This is a genomic window from Dysosmobacter sp., assembly GCF_052306735.1.
In the GTDB taxonomy this organism is placed as follows: domain Bacteria; phylum Bacillota; class Clostridia; order Oscillospirales; family Oscillospiraceae; genus Oscillibacter.
This window is the reverse complement of record NZ_DAWBAJ010000006.1, coordinates 55,667-70,197: the sequence shown is the minus strand read 5'-3', so window position 1 is coordinate 70,197 and position 14,531 is coordinate 55,667. Positions and strand designations below refer to the sequence as shown.

Genomic DNA, 14,531 nt, shown 5'->3' with positions numbered 1-14,531 from the left:
GGATTGCACCTAGGAAAACCCGCCGAGATGTGATAAACTACCAGCCGTAAGAAAGGGGGGCGGGCAGGTGGAGACCGTCAGCGGTTTGAGCAACTGGAAATTGGTGATCCGGCGGGAGCCGTCGGGTATCACGATCTTGCAGGCGGTGACCTGCGATCCCCGGGCGGTGCTGCCGGAGGAACTCTTCGGCCTGCCGGTGACGGCCCTGGGGCCCCACGCCCTCTCCCCCAATGCCGCTCCTGTGCAGGGGGAGGAGGTCCTGGTGACCTGCGGCGCCCCGGCGGAGGAGGGGTGGACCAACGCCGGAATGCAGGAGCTGACGCTGCCTTCCGCCCTGGAGCGGGTGGGGGACTACGCCCTCTTCAACTGCGCCGCACTGAAAAAGCTCTCCCTCCACGACGGGGTGCGGTTCTGGGGCGGCGGCACGCTGATGAACTGCCGCTGCCTGGATACCTTCCATCTCACCCGGGTGGGGGAGCAGGGAGAGACCCTGGCCTACTTTGCCGACGAGCTGAGCCGGGAGCTGGACGTCACCATCCGGGAGGCGGACGGCGGGCAGGTGCGGCTGATCTTTCCGGAGTATGTGGAGGTCTACGAGGAGAACTGCCCCGCCCACCACTTTGACTACAATATTTATGGGGCGGGTTACCCCTATCACCACTGTTTCCGCAACAAGAAGCTCTCCTTAAAGGAGTACGACGCCCTCTGGAAGGAATTTCTGGGGGTGGAGCACGACGACGGCTGCGCCGTGCGGCTGGCCTGGTGGCGGCTGCGGTATCCGGCGGAGCTGACGGAGCGGGCGCAGGAGGCGTACCGCACATACCTGGCTGCCCATGTCCGGGAGGCGGCGCAGTGGCTGTTGGAGCAGCGGGACCTGACGGGGCTGCACGCCCTGTTGGAGCAGACACAGCCGGACCGGGAGACCCTCTCCGCCGCCTGCGCCCTGGCCCGGGAGATGCAGGTGCCAGAGGCGGTGGCCATGCTGCTGGAGGAGCAGCACCGGCGCTTTCCGCCGGCGGCGGTGCGCAGCTTTGACCTGTGAGATACCAGGATGACAAAGGAGGAACCATGGAGGAGACGCGGCAGCAGGCCCCGGCGGGGAAGGATCTGACGGCAATCGGCCTGGAGATCCTGCAAAGCGCCCGCAACGAGCTGTATTTGAACCTGCCCTATCTGGATGTGGCGCTGTGCTCCCTGGCCTTTGCCCCGGGAGGCGGGATGACGGTGTCCCTTGCCACCGACGGGGAGACCCTCTATTATGACGGCAGCTTCCTGGCGGAGCGGTACCTGCGCACTCCCACGGCGGTGAACCGGGCGTATTTGCACGTGATTTTGCACTGCATGCTGCGCCATATCTATAAAAAGCACGGCAAGATGCCGGAGCTGTGGGACCTTGCGTGCGACGCGGCGGTGGAGAGTATTCTGGATGAGCTGGACTACCCCTGCCTGCGGGAGGGTATCGTCCCCGCCAAGCAGAAGTTCTACGGAGAGTGCCGCCGGGAGATGAAGGTCCTTACCGCCGAGGGCATCTACCGGTATCTCTTGCGGCAGGACCTGCCGGAGTACGAGCTGGCCCGGCTGCAGCGGGCGTTTTTGGTGGATGACCACGGCCTCTGGGATCCGGAGCGCCAGGAGGACCAGAAGCAGCGCCAGCGCCAGGACGAAAAGTGGAAGGACCGCTCCGACCGGACCCGCACGGGCATGGAGACGGTACTGGCAGGCACCGCCACCGGCGGCGAGGCGGTGCTGGAGCAGGTGCGGGTGGCGGTCCGGGACGACGTGGACTACCGGGCATTTTTGCGGCGCTTCGCGGTACCCCGGGAGGTCATGGAGGTGGACGGCGACGCCTTCGACTATATCTTCTACACCTACGGCCTCTCCCTCTACGGCAATATGCCCCTGGTGGAACCGCCGGAGACGAAAGAGGAAAAGCGCATCGAGGACTTTGTCATCGCCGTGGACACCTCCATGTCCACCTCCGGTGAGCTGGTGCGGGCGTTTCTCACGTGCACCTACGCCATTTTGCGCTCCACAGAGACCTTCACCCGGAAGGTGAACATCCGCATCATCCAGTGCGATGACCAGATCCGCTCCGATACGGAGATCCATGATCTGGAGCAGCTGAAGACTTATATGGACAACTTCCAGCTCACCGGCGGCAGCGCCACGGATTTCCGCCCGGTCTTCGAGCATGTGGAGCGGCTGCGCAAGGAGGGGGCCTTTACCAGTCTGCGGGGGCTGGTGTATTTTACCGACGGCATGGGCATCTACCCAAAAAAGCGTCCCGCCTGGGACACGGCCTTCGTGCTGCTGGAGGAGCCGCCCCTTTCCGTGAAGATGCCCCCCTGGGCCATCCGCCTGGTGCTGACGGTGCCGGAGCTGGAGAAGGCCCGCCGGGAGGCGGCGGAGGAATTCCCCGATGAGATAGACTGGGAGGAGCTGCCCCAGTTATAAGGAGTATACGGATATGAACATCAAACAGGCAAAGCAGGAGATCACCAATACCCTCAAGGCGTACCTGACCCGGGATGAGCTGGGCAACTACCTCATCCCCTCCATCCGCCAGCGGCCCGTGCTGCTGATGGGCCCTCCGGGTATCGGCAAGACCCAGATCATGGAGCAGATCGCCGCGGAGACCGGCGTGGGCCTGGTGGCCTACACCATCACCCATCATACCCGGCAAAGCGCCGTGGGCCTTCCTTTCATTGAGAAGCGCACCTACGGCGGGCAGGAGTTCTCCGTCACGGAGTACACCATGAGCGAGATCCTCTCTTCCGTGTACCAGATGATGGAGCGCACGGGCATCCGGGAGGGCATTTTATTCCTGGACGAGATCAACTGCGTCTCCGAGACCCTGGCTCCCATGATGCTGCAGTTTCTCCAGTGCAAGACCTTCGGAAATCAGAAGCTGCCGGAGGGCTGGCTCATCGTGGCGGCGGGCAACCCCCCGGAGTATAACAAGTCCGTCCGGGATTTCGATGTGGTGACGCTGGACCGGGTCAAGCGCATCGACGTGGAGGAGGACTTCGCCGTCTGGAAGGAGTACGCCCGCGCCCGGGGACTTCACGGGGCCATCATCTCCTATCTCGATATCCGCAAGGAGAATTTCTACCGCATCGAGACCACGGTGGACGGCTTGCAGTTTGCCACCGCCCGGGGCTGGGAGGACCTGAGCGAAATGATCTATGCCTACGAGAAGCTGGGACTGCGGGTGGACCGGCAGGTCATCGGCCAGTATATCCAGCTGCCCGCCGTGGCAAGGGATTTTGCCGGGTATCTGGAGCTCTACTACAAGTATCAGAAGACCTATCATGTGGACGATATCCTGCGGGGGGACTGGCCGGGCATCACCGTGCTGGAGCTGCGGGCGGCACCCTTTGATGAAAAATTCTCGGTGATGGGCCTCATGCTCTCCCGCCTGACGGAGGCCGCCCGGAACACCCGCCGCCAGGACACCCTGACGGAGGCGCTCCATACGGCCCTGACGGAGTTCCGCGAAAAGCTGCCGGATGCAGAGGCGGAGCCCCTGCTGGGCCAGCTGGTCTGGCAGCGGCGGGAGAAGCTCAAGCGGGCGGCGGAGGCCGGGCAGCTGCAAAAGGAGGCCCGGGATCTTGCCCAGCGGGAGATCAACGCCCTGGAGGACTACCAGCGGCGGCTGCGGGAGGAAGGTGTCTCCGGGGATGACGCCATGGACCGGGTGCGGGCATGGTTCCGGGAGGAAGTGGACCGCCGGGCGGAGCTGGGGAAGACCTGCGGCGACCAGATGGACAACGCCTTCCGCTTCCTGGAGGAGACCTTCGGCCAGGGCCAGGAGCTGGTGATCTTTGTCACGGAGATCACCGCCGGCCAGGATACCAGCTGGTTTGTGGAGAACTTCGGCTGCGACGCCTACTTCCGCCACAACCGGGAGCTGCTTTTTGATGACACCCGCCGCCGCATCCGGGAGGAGATCGCCGCGGCCCGGGCGGATGAGACAAAGGAGGATGGGGATCATGCATGAGGATCTGAAGAAAATCGAGGCCGTTTTGGAGGAGAAGGTTCGCCCTGCACTGCACGCCCACGGAGGTGAGATCCAGATCGACCATCTGGCCGACGGCGTGCTGTATGTGAAGCTGCTGGGCCAGTGCGCCGGGTGCCCCTCGGCGGACCTCACCAATGAGACGCTGGTGGAGGCGGAGGTGGTGAAGGCCCTGCCGGAACTGGTGAACAAAGTGGTGGTGGTGCAGACCGTCAGCGACGAGCTGTGGGAGCAGGCCAAGCGCCTTTTGCGGGATCATCACCTGTAAACAATCGAAGACGCCCCCGGAGCAAAAGCTCCGGGGGCGTCTTTTCCTTTACCAGCTATGCAGTTTCCAGGATTGGTCGGGGGTCATGGCAAAATACTTGTAATTGATGAAGGCATCGCTGTCCCCCCAGGTGGTGTCGATATGAACCTGGGTGCCGTCCAGGGTTGCTACCGTCCAGATATGCTCGTCGTTGGCCTGGGTGGTGCAGTCGATGCCCTCCAGCTTCAAAAGCAGGTTGTAGGCACCGGTGTAGCCGTCGCACACGGCGGTGGAGTCGATAAAGAGGCGATAGGCGATGTGGCTCAGGGAGCTTTCATCGGCGTTGTAATCATAGGTGCAGTTCTCGCAGATCCAGGTGTAGTAGACCCGGGCCTTTTCCAGCTCCGTCATATCGGCAGTGATGGCCCCCTGCCCCCAGAGCAGGTCGTGGATGCTGATGGCGGCGGCCATGGTTTCCGTGCGGTAAAAATCAATGTCGCTGCCGGCACTGGCGGCAGAGAAGGTCAGGGTGATGTCTCCGGCGGGGGTATACGTGCAGGATACGGCATTGTAGCACTGCTCGCAATAGGTCTTGACCACAGACAAGGCGGCCTCCATGACGGACCGGGCACTGGAGGCGGAGAGCCCCCCGGGATACCGGAGGGTCAGGACGTTTTCCCCGGAGGAGAGCATGTAGCGGATGCTCTGATCCAGCTGGGAGCGGGTGGTGGGCGCGGCGATGTAAGTGCCCGGTTCCACCAGGCTGGCCAGGGTGCGGCCTTCGGCGCTCCATGCGGGAACGATGTCCCAATCCGGCGTCACCCGCAGGGACGGATCCACCATGCGGGTGAGCATGGCAGCCGCCGCGCCCCGGGTGATGAGGGCGTCCGGCAGGTAGGAGCCGGTCTCATCGGAGCCCATGGAGACGCCGGCGCGGTAGAGGGTCAGGATGTCCCGGAAATACGGGGTGTACTCCGTGACGTCGGTGATGTAGCGGCGGGTGGCGTAGCCCTCCGTCACCATAGCATCGTTGATGAGGGGCAGGGCTTCAACGGGGAGGGTGCCTGCCAGCACATGGGCCACCTGGGCCCGGGTGGCGGGAGTCCCGGCGGCACAGGCGCTGTCCAGCTCTGTGCCCAGCACGCCCTCCCCTTGCAGATAGAGCAGGTAGGGCTGGGAGGGATAGGTGCTGCCGGCGGTGTAGGCGGAGGCGCCAGCCTCCGGGTCGCCGGTGCGGTAGAGGCTGCGGATACGCCCGGCAAAGATCACAATCTGCCCCACGGACATGGTGTCCTGCAGCCCGAAGGTGCCGTCGCCCTTGCCCACGGAAAGCCCGTACTCGTAAAGCGCCGCCACATTGTCATAAAAGACCGATTCCTCCGTCACATCGGAAAACTGGCCGGAGTAGGTGCGGCTGCGGACAAAGTTCTCCGAAGTGTCCTGAGCGGCCAGAACCGGCGTGGTCAAAAGCAGACAGACGGTCAGCAGCAGGGAAGCAATCCGTTTGCGCATGGGGCAAAACCTCCTTTGTCAAATGGGGGCGGCGCCTCAGGAGGGCATGGACGGGATATTCAGATCCTCGGGCAGCCGATCCTCCTCGTAGGGATTGAGATACTGGTTCACAAGATCCAGGGTGGCTTCCTGATCCAGATAGATGTAGGGGGAGTGCCACTCGTTGGGCAGGGTGGAGAAGGAGATGTTCTCCGTGCCCATGGAGAGTACCTTGTCGGCAAGCCAAGCAAGATTCCCAATGGTCAGATCTGTGTCTACATACTGGAAAAACACCTGGATCAGGCTGTCGATGTTGGAGAGGGTCAAAGCCTTGGAGGCTACCGTTTTCAAAAATGCCTGCTGGGTCTGCATCCGGCCGATGTCCTCGCTGCCGTAGCCTGTCCCATCGTTGTTGTGGCGGAAACGGACGACCTCCAGGGCCTCCTGGCCGTTCAGGTGCTGCATGCCGGCGGAGAAGTGGATGGACAGATCCTGATAGGGGTCGTCATAATTCATGTCGATAGGGACGTTGAAGTCCACGCCGCCGATGGCGTCCACCAGGGCCACGAAGCCCTTGAGATTCACGCAGACGGTGTAATCCACCGGGATGCCCAGCTGGTCGGAGACGGTGTCCGCCAGTTTCTCCATCCCGCCGCTTCCGTAGGCTGCGTTGATCTTATGGTTCTTTCCGTTCCAGACCGCCTTGGTATCCCGGGGGATACTGACGCCGTGAATGGATCCGTTGGCCACGTCCACCGCCAGCAAAATGTTGGTGTCGCTGTTGCCGTTTCCATCGTCCACGCCGGAGACCAGGATCGTATAGAAGTTTTCCTTGCGGCGGGTGTGGGCGGCGGCCGCCTCCGCGGCGGCCCGCTCCTGATCGCTCAGTTCCGTATCTGTGTCGGAGACGGGGATGACCTCGTCCTGTTTTTGCTCGGGGGGACGAAAAAAACAGTGAAAACCGGCGTAGAGAGCGGCGGCTGTAAATACAATGAGAAGAAAAGTCCGCCCCCAGCTGCGCCGACGGCGGCGGGTTCGCTTTGCCATGGGAAACAACGCTCCTTGCATACGCGGCACTGCCGCGGTAGTGAAGTCTGTCGATTTACATAACGCTTTTCCCATTATACGGTACCCGCCTGTAAAACACAAGAGGAAAATCCACACCGCCGCGCCGGGTATGCAGATCGCTGCACCCTGACGCGGCGGTGGCGGCTCAGCCTGCCTCCGGAGGCGTTCCCTCCTGAGAGGCCATCTGCTGGAGCAGAGTCTTGATCTCCGAGAGAACCTGATTTTGATAAGACAGCGCGCACTGGATGTAGTGGAGCGCGGGATCCACCGGGCGGCAGGTCTCCGCGCCCTCCACCGGATGAGGCCAGCGCCGCACCGGAGGTTCCGGCGCGGTGGGCGTCATAGGCGGACGTGCCGGCCCGGTGTGGCCGCCCCGGCCGCGAGAACAATTAGCCATATCAATCCCTCCAACCTGTTGCTTATGGTATCCGCCGCGAGCTTACTGGCCGCGGTACTTTTTGCGGGTGGCGATGCCGCCCCGGATATGCCGCTGGGCCTTGTTGACCTCCAGCACCTCCTTGACCTGCTGGTACAGCGGCCCGTTGAAACGCGGCAGTCGCTCGGAGATATCTTTATGTACGGTGGATTTGCTGATGCCGAATTTCTGCGCGGCGGCGCGAACCGTAGTCCGGTTTTCGATGATGTACTCCGCCAGGCGCTGAGCCCGCTCTTCCATGTTCCCCTTCAAAACACCTTCACTCCCCACCTCTTGTTGGTCCATCCTATGCGCCCGAGAAGGCAGATATGCGCTGAACCCCAGGTTGACGCTCCGGAAGAAAACCCGCGGTATGCGGGGAAGAGGGGATGGACGGGGCGGCCGCCGTATGGTAATATAAATATATTAGGCATCTGCGCCGTATTCCAAAAGGCGAGACCCGGGGCGGGGCAATGCCGGCAAGGTCACAAGGACCGTGAGAGGAGCGCGTATCCCGTGGGAGAAGAGCATGATTTCAGTAAAGGCAGCATGGCCCGCAATATTCTGGCAATGGCGATCCCCATGACCATAGCCCAGCTGGTGAACGTGCTCTACAATGTCACGGACCGCTTTTTCATTGGCCGGATCGGAGGCGGCGCCTCCTCCCTGGCCCTGACCGGGGTGGGCATCGTCTTTCCCATCATCAATATCATCACCGCCTTTACCAACCTCTACGGCATGGGCGGCGCGCCCCTGTGCTCCATCGCCCGGGGACGGAAGGAGGATGCCCAGGCGGAGCGGATCATGGGCGCCTCCTGCTTCATGCTGGCGGTGACGGCCCTGGTGCTGACAGCCATCGGCGTGGCGTTTATGGATCCCATCCTCTGGCTCTTCGGCGCCAGCCAGGATACCTTCCCCTATGCCAAGGACTACTTTGCCATTTACATCTGGGGCACCTTCTTCGCCATGATGAGCCTGGGGATGAACGGCTTCATCAACTGCCAGGGCTTCGGCCGCACGGGTATGATCACCATTGCCGCCGGGGCGGCGGTGAACGTGGTGCTGGATCCCCTTTTCATCTTTGGACTGAATATGGGTGTGCGGGGAGCGGCCGTGGCCACGGTGATCTCCCAGATCCTGGCCACCTGGTGGGTCATGCGGTTTTTGACGGGGAAAAAAGCACTGTTGAAGCTGCGGCGGGAATGCGTCAGATGGCAGCCGGATATTCTCAAGGACACGGTGCAGCTGGGCCTTTCCCATTTTATGATGTCCTTTACCAACGGCGTAACCCAGTTTGCCTACAACCGGGCCCTCAGCGGCCTGGGGGGCGATGTGTACATCGGCGCCATGACCGTCATCAACTCCGTCCGGGAGGTGATGACCATGCCCGCCAACGGCATCACCGGCGGCGCCCAGCCGGTGTTGGGCTATAACTACGGCGCAAAGGAAAATGCGCGGGTGAAAAAGGGCATCCTGTTCACCACAGGCATCTGCGTGGCCTATACCCTGGTGGCCTGGGGCGTGGTGTTTTTGTTCCCCCATGAGCTCATTCGGATCTTCAACGACAATCCCCAGCTGGTGGAAGTGGGTGCCCGGATGATGCACATTTACTTCTTCGGCTTTTGTTTCATGGCCCTGCAGTTTTCCGGCCAGTCCACCTTCACGGCGCTGGGCCGGGCCCGCTACGCTATTTTCTTCTCCATCTTCCGCAAACTGGTGGTGGTGGTGCCCCTCATCTTCATCCTGCCCAACTTTATGGGGGTGGAAGGTGTCTTCTGGTCTGAGCCCATCTCCAACCTGGTGGGCGGCAGCGCCTGCTTTATCACCATGATGCTGACCCTCTGGCGCAAGCTGTGAAGGGGCGGCGGACCGGCGCAAAAAAGTCCCGGGATACGGTTCGTTCCGTATCCCAGGACTTCCTTTACTTTTTCAGCTTCTGGATCCGCTCCAGGCGGTTGAGAGCCTCGTTGAGGGTGTCGTCGTTTTTGGCAAAGTGCAGCCGGATCAGGTGGTTCACCGGCTCCCGGAAGAAGCTGGAGCCGGGGACGGCCCCCACGCCCACTTCCCGGGCCAGGTTTTTGCAGAACTGCAGGTCGCTGCTGTAGCCGTACTCGCTGATGTCCAGCAGCACGTAGTAGGCACCTTCCGGGTCGTTGTGGACGATGTGCAGATCGTCCAGGCCCTTCAAAAACAGCTCCTTCTTGTGGGTGTACTTGGCAAGGAGCTCGTCATAGTAGTCCTGGCCGAATTCCAGGGCGGGGATCACCGCCTCCTGCAAGGGAGCGGCGCAGCCCACCGTCAGGAAATCGTGGACTTTCTTGGCCCGCTCAATGATATCCTCCTGGGCGATGATGTACCCCAGGCGCCAGCCGGTGATGGAGTAGGTCTTGGACAGGGAGGAGCAGGAGATGGTGCGGTTCCACATGCCGGGGAGGGTAGCAAAGTAGGTGTGGGTATGGGGTGCGTAGACGATGTGCTCATAGACCTCGTCGGTGATGACGTAGACATCGTACTTGGTGGCCATCTCCGCGATGGTCAAAAGTTCCTCCCGGGTGAACACCCGGCCGCAGGGGTTGGAGGGGTTGCACAGCACCAGGGCCTTGGGGTGCTGACGGAAGGCGGCCTCCAGCTCGTCCACGTCGAAGGTGAAAGCCGGGGGATGGAGAGGCACATAGATGGGCTCCGCCCCGGAGAGGATGGTGTCCGCACCGTAGTTTTCATAGAAGGGGGAGAAGACCACCACCTTGTCACCAGGGTTGGTGACGGTCATCATGGCGCACATCATGGCCTCGGTGGATCCGCAGGTGGCCACGATCTCCTTGTCGGGGTCAATGGTCCGGCCCATGAAGCGGGACTGCTTTTTGGCCAGGGCCTCCCGGAAGTTCTGGGCGCCCCAGGTAACGGAGTACTGATGGGGGCCCTCATAGGCCACCTGGGCCAGGCGGTCCAAGATCGCCCGGGGAGGATCAAAGTCCGGGAACCCCTGGGAGAGGTTCACGGCGTTGTATTTCATGGATACCCGGGTCATCCGGCGAATGATGGAATCGGTGAAGTCGGCGGTGCGCTGGGAAAGAGGTTGGGGCATGGAGACCACTCCTTATGACTGATGTAGATGTTCCCATTGTACCTGAGCAAAGCGGAAATTTCCAGCGGCGCCGGCAAGTTTTTCCGCCCGGACGCAAATATCCGTTGGAGCTGCCGGAGAAGTGTGCTATAATGAAACGAAAGAAATCACATAGCGGCAGGAGGTATTACAGCAGATGAAAGTTCCATTTTCCAGCCTGTTGGAAGAAAAGAAGCCGTTTTTGGGGACGTTTGTGCAGTCCGGTGCCCCGGAATTCCTGGAGGCGTCGGCCTACGCCGGATTCCGGTATGCGGCGGTGGATCTGGAGCACACCTATTACGGCGTGGAGCGGACGGCGGAGATGATCCGGGCCGGTGAGGCGGCGGACCTGTGCATGCTGGCCCGGGTGCCGTGCCTGGACGCCACCTGGATCAAGAAGTGCCTGGATTTCGGAGCCTCCGGCATCATCGTCCCCAATGTGGATACGGCGGAGCAGGCCCGGCAGGCGGTGCGGCTGTGCCGCTTTGCGCCGGAGGGCCTGCGGGGCGCCTGCCCCGGCGTCCGGGCCAACTGCTATGGAAAGGGCGGGGCGGAGTATTACACCCAGGCCAACCGGCAGGTGGCGGTGATCCCCCTGGTGGAGACCCCGGAGGGTGTGCGGAACTTCCCGGAGATCGTGTCCACGCCGGACATTGCGGCGGTGTTCCTGGGACCTGTGGATCTCTCGGTGGCCATGGGCCTGGGGGGAGACACCACGGCTCCCCAGGTGCGCTCGGCCCTGCTGGACATGATTGGACAGGCCAACCGTGCCGGCGTGCCGGTGGGAGCCCTGGCGGTGAATCCCGCCTTTGCCCGGGAATTGCTGGACGCGGGCCTGAACTTCCTGGCCTACGGCATCGACACCATCCTGATGTATCAGACCTGCCGGCAGGTGATGGAGCAGGTTCTGGGGGAGTAAGCCGCCATAGCGTGGAATCCCAGCCCTTGGAGAGGGGCTTTCATAACAACTATATTTTTTCTGTAAAGGTGATGTATCATGAATGAGACTCTGAAAGTCCTGCGGGAGCGCAGGAGCATCCGTAAGTACAAGAAGGAGCAGGTGGCACCGGAGGCCCTGGATGCCATCCTGGACGCCGGTACCTGGGCCGCCTCCGCCAAGGGTGGGCAGTCTGCTGTCATGGTGGTGGTGCAGGATCCGGAGACCATCGCCTATATGTCCGCTCTCAACGCGGAGATCTGGGGCAAGCCTGGCGTGGATCCCTTCTTCGGCGCCCCCACCGTGGTGGTGGTGCTGGCAGACGGCGAGACGGCCAACTGGCTCCAGGACGGCTCTTTGGTAATGGGCAACCTGATGACCGCCGCCTGGTCTCTGGGCGTGGGCTCCTGCTGGGTGAACCGGGCCATCGAAACCTTTGACCGGCCCGAGGGCAAGGCCCTTTTAAAGAAATGGGGCCTGCCGGAGACCTACCGGGGCGTGGGCAACTGCGTCCTGGGGTATATCGACGGCGATGTGCCCGCCCCCAAGCCCCGGAAAGAGGGCTACATCGTCCGCCCGTAAAGAGGGAGAAGAAACGGCAGGGTGTCCCCCTGCCGCTTCTTTTTTGCCGAAAAGATGCTGCAAGCTTTCATCCGGGGCTGGGGCGGGGAACCTCTTGCGCCCCAGGGAGAATTGCGCTAAACTGAAAAGGAATCGAACAACAGGGCGAAGGAGGCAGCGGTATGACCTATGAGGCGGAGCGGGCGCTGATGTGCGCCGTGGGAAAACTCCTCTACGACCGGGGGTATGTGGCCGCCAATGACGGCAATCTCTCCATGAAAACGGCGCCGGACCGGCTGCTGGTGACGCCCTCCGGGGTCTCCAAGGGACGCCTGACACCGGATATGCTGCTGGTGACGGATCTGGAGGGCAACGTGCTGGAGGGAAACCGCCATCCCTCCTCGGAGACCAAAATGCACCTGGCCGTGTACCGGGGCCGTCTGGACGTGGGGGCGGTGGTCCACGCCCATCCACCGGTATCCACGGCTTTTGCCGTGTGCCGCCGGGGGATGGAGACGCCGTATCTTTCCGAGCTGGTGACGGGGCTGGGGGCCGTGCCCTGTACGCCGTCCTTTGCCATGCTCTCCACCGACCAGGTGCCCCGGAGCGTGGAGCCGTATCTGGCGGACCACTGCGCGGTGCTGCTGGCCAACCACGGCGCCCTCACCTGGGGCGAAGATCTGTGGGAGGCTTTTGACCGGATGGAGACTGTGGAGCACACCGCCAAGATTCTGCTCAATGCCCGGCTGCTGGGGGACCCGGTAGCCCTGACGCAAGAGGAGACCGCGGAGCTTCGGAGCATGCAGGGCATGTACCGGCAGCTGCGGCAGGTGAGAGAGGAGATACCATGAAGGACATACAAAACGTGATCGCAGCGGCCAACATCCGCTATGACAAGGACAGCGAGACCCTCTTCATTATCGACCAGACCCTGCTTCCCGGTGAGGAGCGGGAGATCCCCCTGGGGACGGCGGAGGAGATGTACGAGGCTATCAAGGCCCTCCGGGTCCGGGGCGCCCCGGCCATCGGCATCTGCGCGGCCTACTGTGTGTATGTGCTCGCCCGGTCCATCCCGGAGGGGGAGGACTTTCAGGCCCGGCTGGAAGATTATGCCGACTACCTGGTGAGCGCCCGGCCCACGGCGGTGAATCTCAGCTGGGCGGCCCGGGCCATGGTGGCAACTGCCCGGGCCCACCGGGGAGAGCCCCGGGAGGCGGTACTGGCGGCTCTGTACGAAAAGGCCGTGGCCATCCACCGGGACGATATCGAAAAGTGTACCGCCATCTCGGAGTACGGCTTAACCCTGGTGAAAGACGGGGACGGCATCCTGACCCACTGTAATGCCGGGCCCCTTGCCACTTCCCGGTACGGAACGGCCCTGGGCCCCATCCTGCTGGGGACGGAGCGGGGCATGAGCTTCCATGTGTTCTCCGACGAGACCCGGCCCCTTTTGCAGGGAGCCCGCCTCACCAGCTACGAGCTCCAGCGGGCGGGGGTGGACGTGACCCTCATCTGCGACAACATGGCCTCCATCGTCATGAAGAACGGGTGGGTTCAGGCCTGCTTCGTGGGCTGTGACCGGGTGGCTGCCAACGGGGATACCGCCAACAAGATCGGCACTTCCGGCGTGGCTATCCTGGCAAAACACTACGGCATCCCCTTTTATGTGCTGGGGCCCACCTCCACCATTGATATGGCCTGCCCCGACGGGGCCCATATTCCCATTGAGGAGCGGGATCCGGAGGAGATCAAGACCATGTGGTATGAAAAACCCATGGCACTTCCGGAGGTGAAGTGCTACAACCCGGCCTTCGACGTGACGGACCACAACCTCATCACCGCTATCGTCACGGAAAAGGGCATCTGCCGCCCGCCGTTTACCCAGAGCTTGGCGGCACTCTTCGACAACAAAGCGTAATATCCGACGAAAATCATACAAGGAGGAATTGCAATATGGCCATCAAAGAATCCCCCTCCGCCTCCATCGCGGCGGATGAATCCCAGATCGCCAAGGCAGTGCTGATGCCCGGCGACCCTCTGCGGGCCAAGTACGTGGCGGAGCACTATCTGGAAAATCCCGTGTGCTTCAACACGGTGCGCAACATGCTGGGCTACACCGGTACCTACAAGGGCAAGAAGATCTCCGTCATGGGCCACGGTATGGGTGTGCCCTCCGTGGGCATCTACAGCTATGAGCTCTATCAGTTCTTCGGCGTGGACACCATCATCCGCATCGGCTCCGCCGGCGGCATCGGAGACAACGTGAAGGTCCGGGACGTGGTCATCGCCCTGGGCGCTTCCACCAACTCCCACTTTGCCGACCAGTACCGCTTCCCGGGGCAGCTGTGCGCCACCGCGGACTACGGCCTTCTCAAAGATGCTGTGGCGGCGGCGGAGCAGCTGGGCGTCCGGGCGGACGTGGGTCAGGTGTTTACTGCCGACCAGTTCTACAACGACAACCCCGAGGCCGGGGAGATGTACCGCAAGTTCGGTATTCTGGCCCTGGAAATGGAGGCGGCGGGCCTCTACTGGACCGCCCAGCGGCTGGGCAAGCGGGCCCTGGCCATCCTGACCATCTCCGACCACATCTTCACCGGGGAGGCCCTGAACGCCCAAGAACGCCAGGACTCCTTCCATGAGATGATGGAGATCGCCCTGGAGACTGCCTGGAAGTCCCTGGAGGAATGAGCC

15 protein-coding genes are annotated in these 14,531 nt (G+C 62.4%); 10 read left to right on the top strand and 5 right to left on the bottom strand.

Translation table 11 applies throughout. From position 1 onward, the window contains the following. Nucleotides 1-85: 85 nt before the first annotated feature. The 4 genes from ACT67G_RS03020 to ACT67G_RS03005 are packed head-to-tail and all read left to right on the top strand — an operon-like array spanning nucleotide 86 to nucleotide 4,286. Nucleotides 86-1,042, top strand: a complete 957-nt coding sequence (locus ACT67G_RS03020) for a hypothetical protein (protein WP_443662951.1) — start codon at nucleotides 86-88, stop codon at nucleotides 1,040-1,042. Between the two features lie 26 nt (nucleotides 1,043-1,068). Then, nucleotides 1,069-2,454 (top strand): vWA domain-containing protein, encoded by a 1,386-nt coding sequence (locus ACT67G_RS03015; RefSeq protein ID WP_443662950.1) that lies wholly within the window; start codon nucleotides 1,069-1,071, stop codon nucleotides 2,452-2,454. A 13-nt stretch (nucleotides 2,455-2,467) separates the two neighbouring features. After that, nucleotides 2,468-4,000, top strand: coding sequence for an ATP-binding protein (locus ACT67G_RS03010; protein WP_443662949.1), 1,533 nt, complete (start codon nucleotides 2,468-2,470; stop codon nucleotides 3,998-4,000). After that, nucleotides 3,993-4,286 carry a NifU family protein gene (locus tag ACT67G_RS03005; RefSeq protein WP_325247076.1) on the top strand — a complete coding sequence of 98 codons (294 nt, stop codon included), beginning with the start codon at nucleotides 3,993-3,995 and terminating at the stop codon, nucleotides 4,284-4,286. The genes ACT67G_RS03010 and ACT67G_RS03005 overlap by 8 nt, the downstream gene beginning before the upstream one ends. Nucleotides 4,287-4,334: 48 nt before the next feature. Here the strand turns inward: ACT67G_RS03005 and ACT67G_RS03000 are convergent, their stop codons facing one another. From ACT67G_RS03000 to spoIIID, 4 genes are all read right to left on the bottom strand, one after another. Beyond that, nucleotides 4,335-5,777, bottom strand: a complete 1,443-nt coding sequence (locus tag ACT67G_RS03000; protein ID WP_443662948.1) for an S-layer homology domain-containing protein — start codon at nucleotides 5,775-5,777, stop codon at nucleotides 4,335-4,337. A gap of 36 nt (nucleotides 5,778-5,813) precedes the next feature. Then, nucleotides 5,814-6,803, bottom strand: coding sequence for an LCP family protein (locus ACT67G_RS02995; RefSeq protein ID WP_325247078.1), 990 nt, complete (start codon nucleotides 6,801-6,803; stop codon nucleotides 5,814-5,816). A gap of 166 nt (nucleotides 6,804-6,969) precedes the next feature. Further along, entirely contained in the window at nucleotides 6,970-7,221 is a 252-nt protein-coding gene (locus tag ACT67G_RS02990; RefSeq protein WP_325247079.1) for a hypothetical protein, read from the bottom strand. A 42-nt stretch (nucleotides 7,222-7,263) separates the two neighbouring features. Beyond that, a complete protein-coding gene (spoIIID, locus tag ACT67G_RS02985) occupies nucleotides 7,264-7,512 on the bottom strand; it encodes a sporulation transcriptional regulator SpoIIID (protein ID WP_325247115.1) in 249 nt (82 codons plus the stop codon). Nucleotides 7,513-7,755: 243 nt separating this feature from the next. Here spoIIID and ACT67G_RS02980 point away from each other — a divergent pair, with 243 nt between their 5' ends. Next, nucleotides 7,756-9,096, top strand: coding sequence for an MATE family efflux transporter (locus tag ACT67G_RS02980; RefSeq protein ID WP_443662947.1), 1,341 nt, complete (start codon nucleotides 7,756-7,758; stop codon nucleotides 9,094-9,096). 64 nt (nucleotides 9,097-9,160) lie between these two features. Here the strand turns inward: ACT67G_RS02980 and ACT67G_RS02975 are convergent, their stop codons facing one another. After that, nucleotides 9,161-10,324 (bottom strand): pyridoxal phosphate-dependent aminotransferase, encoded by a 1,164-nt coding sequence (locus ACT67G_RS02975; protein WP_325247081.1) that lies wholly within the window; start codon nucleotides 10,322-10,324, stop codon nucleotides 9,161-9,163. Between the two features lie 175 nt (nucleotides 10,325-10,499). Here ACT67G_RS02975 and ACT67G_RS02970 point away from each other — a divergent pair, with 175 nt between their 5' ends. From ACT67G_RS02970 to deoD, 5 genes are all read left to right on the top strand, one after another. Continuing rightward, nucleotides 10,500-11,261, top strand: coding sequence for an HpcH/HpaI aldolase family protein (locus ACT67G_RS02970; protein ID WP_325247082.1), 762 nt, complete (start codon nucleotides 10,500-10,502; stop codon nucleotides 11,259-11,261). A 78-nt stretch (nucleotides 11,262-11,339) separates the two neighbouring features. Then, complete coding sequence (locus ACT67G_RS02965; protein ID WP_325247083.1) at nucleotides 11,340-11,861, top strand: nitroreductase family protein; 522 nt, start codon at nucleotides 11,340-11,342, stop codon at nucleotides 11,859-11,861. A 161-nt stretch (nucleotides 11,862-12,022) separates the two neighbouring features. Next, a complete protein-coding gene (locus ACT67G_RS02960; RefSeq protein WP_443662946.1) occupies nucleotides 12,023-12,691 on the top strand; it encodes a class II aldolase/adducin family protein in 669 nt (222 codons plus the stop codon). Further along, nucleotides 12,688-13,758 (top strand): S-methyl-5-thioribose-1-phosphate isomerase, encoded by a 1,071-nt coding sequence (gene mtnA, locus ACT67G_RS02955; RefSeq protein WP_443662945.1) that lies wholly within the window; start codon nucleotides 12,688-12,690, stop codon nucleotides 13,756-13,758. Before ACT67G_RS02960 ends, mtnA begins: the two co-directional genes overlap by 4 nt. Nucleotides 13,759-13,793: 35 nt before the next feature. Further along, on the top strand, nucleotides 13,794-14,528 hold the full coding sequence (gene deoD / locus ACT67G_RS02950; RefSeq protein ID WP_325247087.1) for a purine-nucleoside phosphorylase: 735 nt from the start codon (nucleotides 13,794-13,796) through the stop codon (nucleotides 14,526-14,528). The last annotated feature ends 3 nt before the right edge of the window (nucleotides 14,529-14,531 follow it).

Coding starts and splice junctions, on each gene's coding strand:
- ACT67G_RS03015 (WP_443662950.1), top strand. CDS start 1,069: ATGGAGGAGACGCGGCAGCAGGCCCCGGCGGGGAAGGATCTGACGGCA.
- ACT67G_RS03010 (WP_443662949.1), top strand. CDS start 2,468: ATGAACATCAAACAGGCAAAGCAGGAGATCACCAATACCCTCAAGGCG.
- ACT67G_RS03005 (WP_325247076.1), top strand. CDS start 3,993: ATGCATGAGGATCTGAAGAAAATCGAGGCCGTTTTGGAGGAGAAGGTT.
- ACT67G_RS03000 (WP_443662948.1), bottom strand. CDS start 5,777: ATGCGCAAACGGATTGCTTCCCTGCTGCTGACCGTCTGTCTGCTTTTG.
- ACT67G_RS02995 (WP_325247078.1), bottom strand. CDS start 6,803: ATGGCAAAGCGAACCCGCCGCCGTCGGCGCAGCTGGGGGCGGACTTTT.
- ACT67G_RS02990 (WP_325247079.1), bottom strand. CDS start 7,221: ATGGCTAATTGTTCTCGCGGCCGGGGCGGCCACACCGGGCCGGCACGT.
- ACT67G_RS02975 (WP_325247081.1), bottom strand. CDS start 10,324: ATGCCCCAACCTCTTTCCCAGCGCACCGCCGACTTCACCGATTCCATC.
- ACT67G_RS02970 (WP_325247082.1), top strand. CDS start 10,500: ATGAAAGTTCCATTTTCCAGCCTGTTGGAAGAAAAGAAGCCGTTTTTG.
- ACT67G_RS02965 (WP_325247083.1), top strand. CDS start 11,340: ATGAATGAGACTCTGAAAGTCCTGCGGGAGCGCAGGAGCATCCGTAAG.
- ACT67G_RS02960 (WP_443662946.1), top strand. CDS start 12,023: ATGACCTATGAGGCGGAGCGGGCGCTGATGTGCGCCGTGGGAAAACTC.
- mtnA (WP_443662945.1), top strand. CDS start 12,688: ATGAAGGACATACAAAACGTGATCGCAGCGGCCAACATCCGCTATGAC.
- deoD (WP_325247087.1), top strand. CDS start 13,794: ATGGCCATCAAAGAATCCCCCTCCGCCTCCATCGCGGCGGATGAATCC.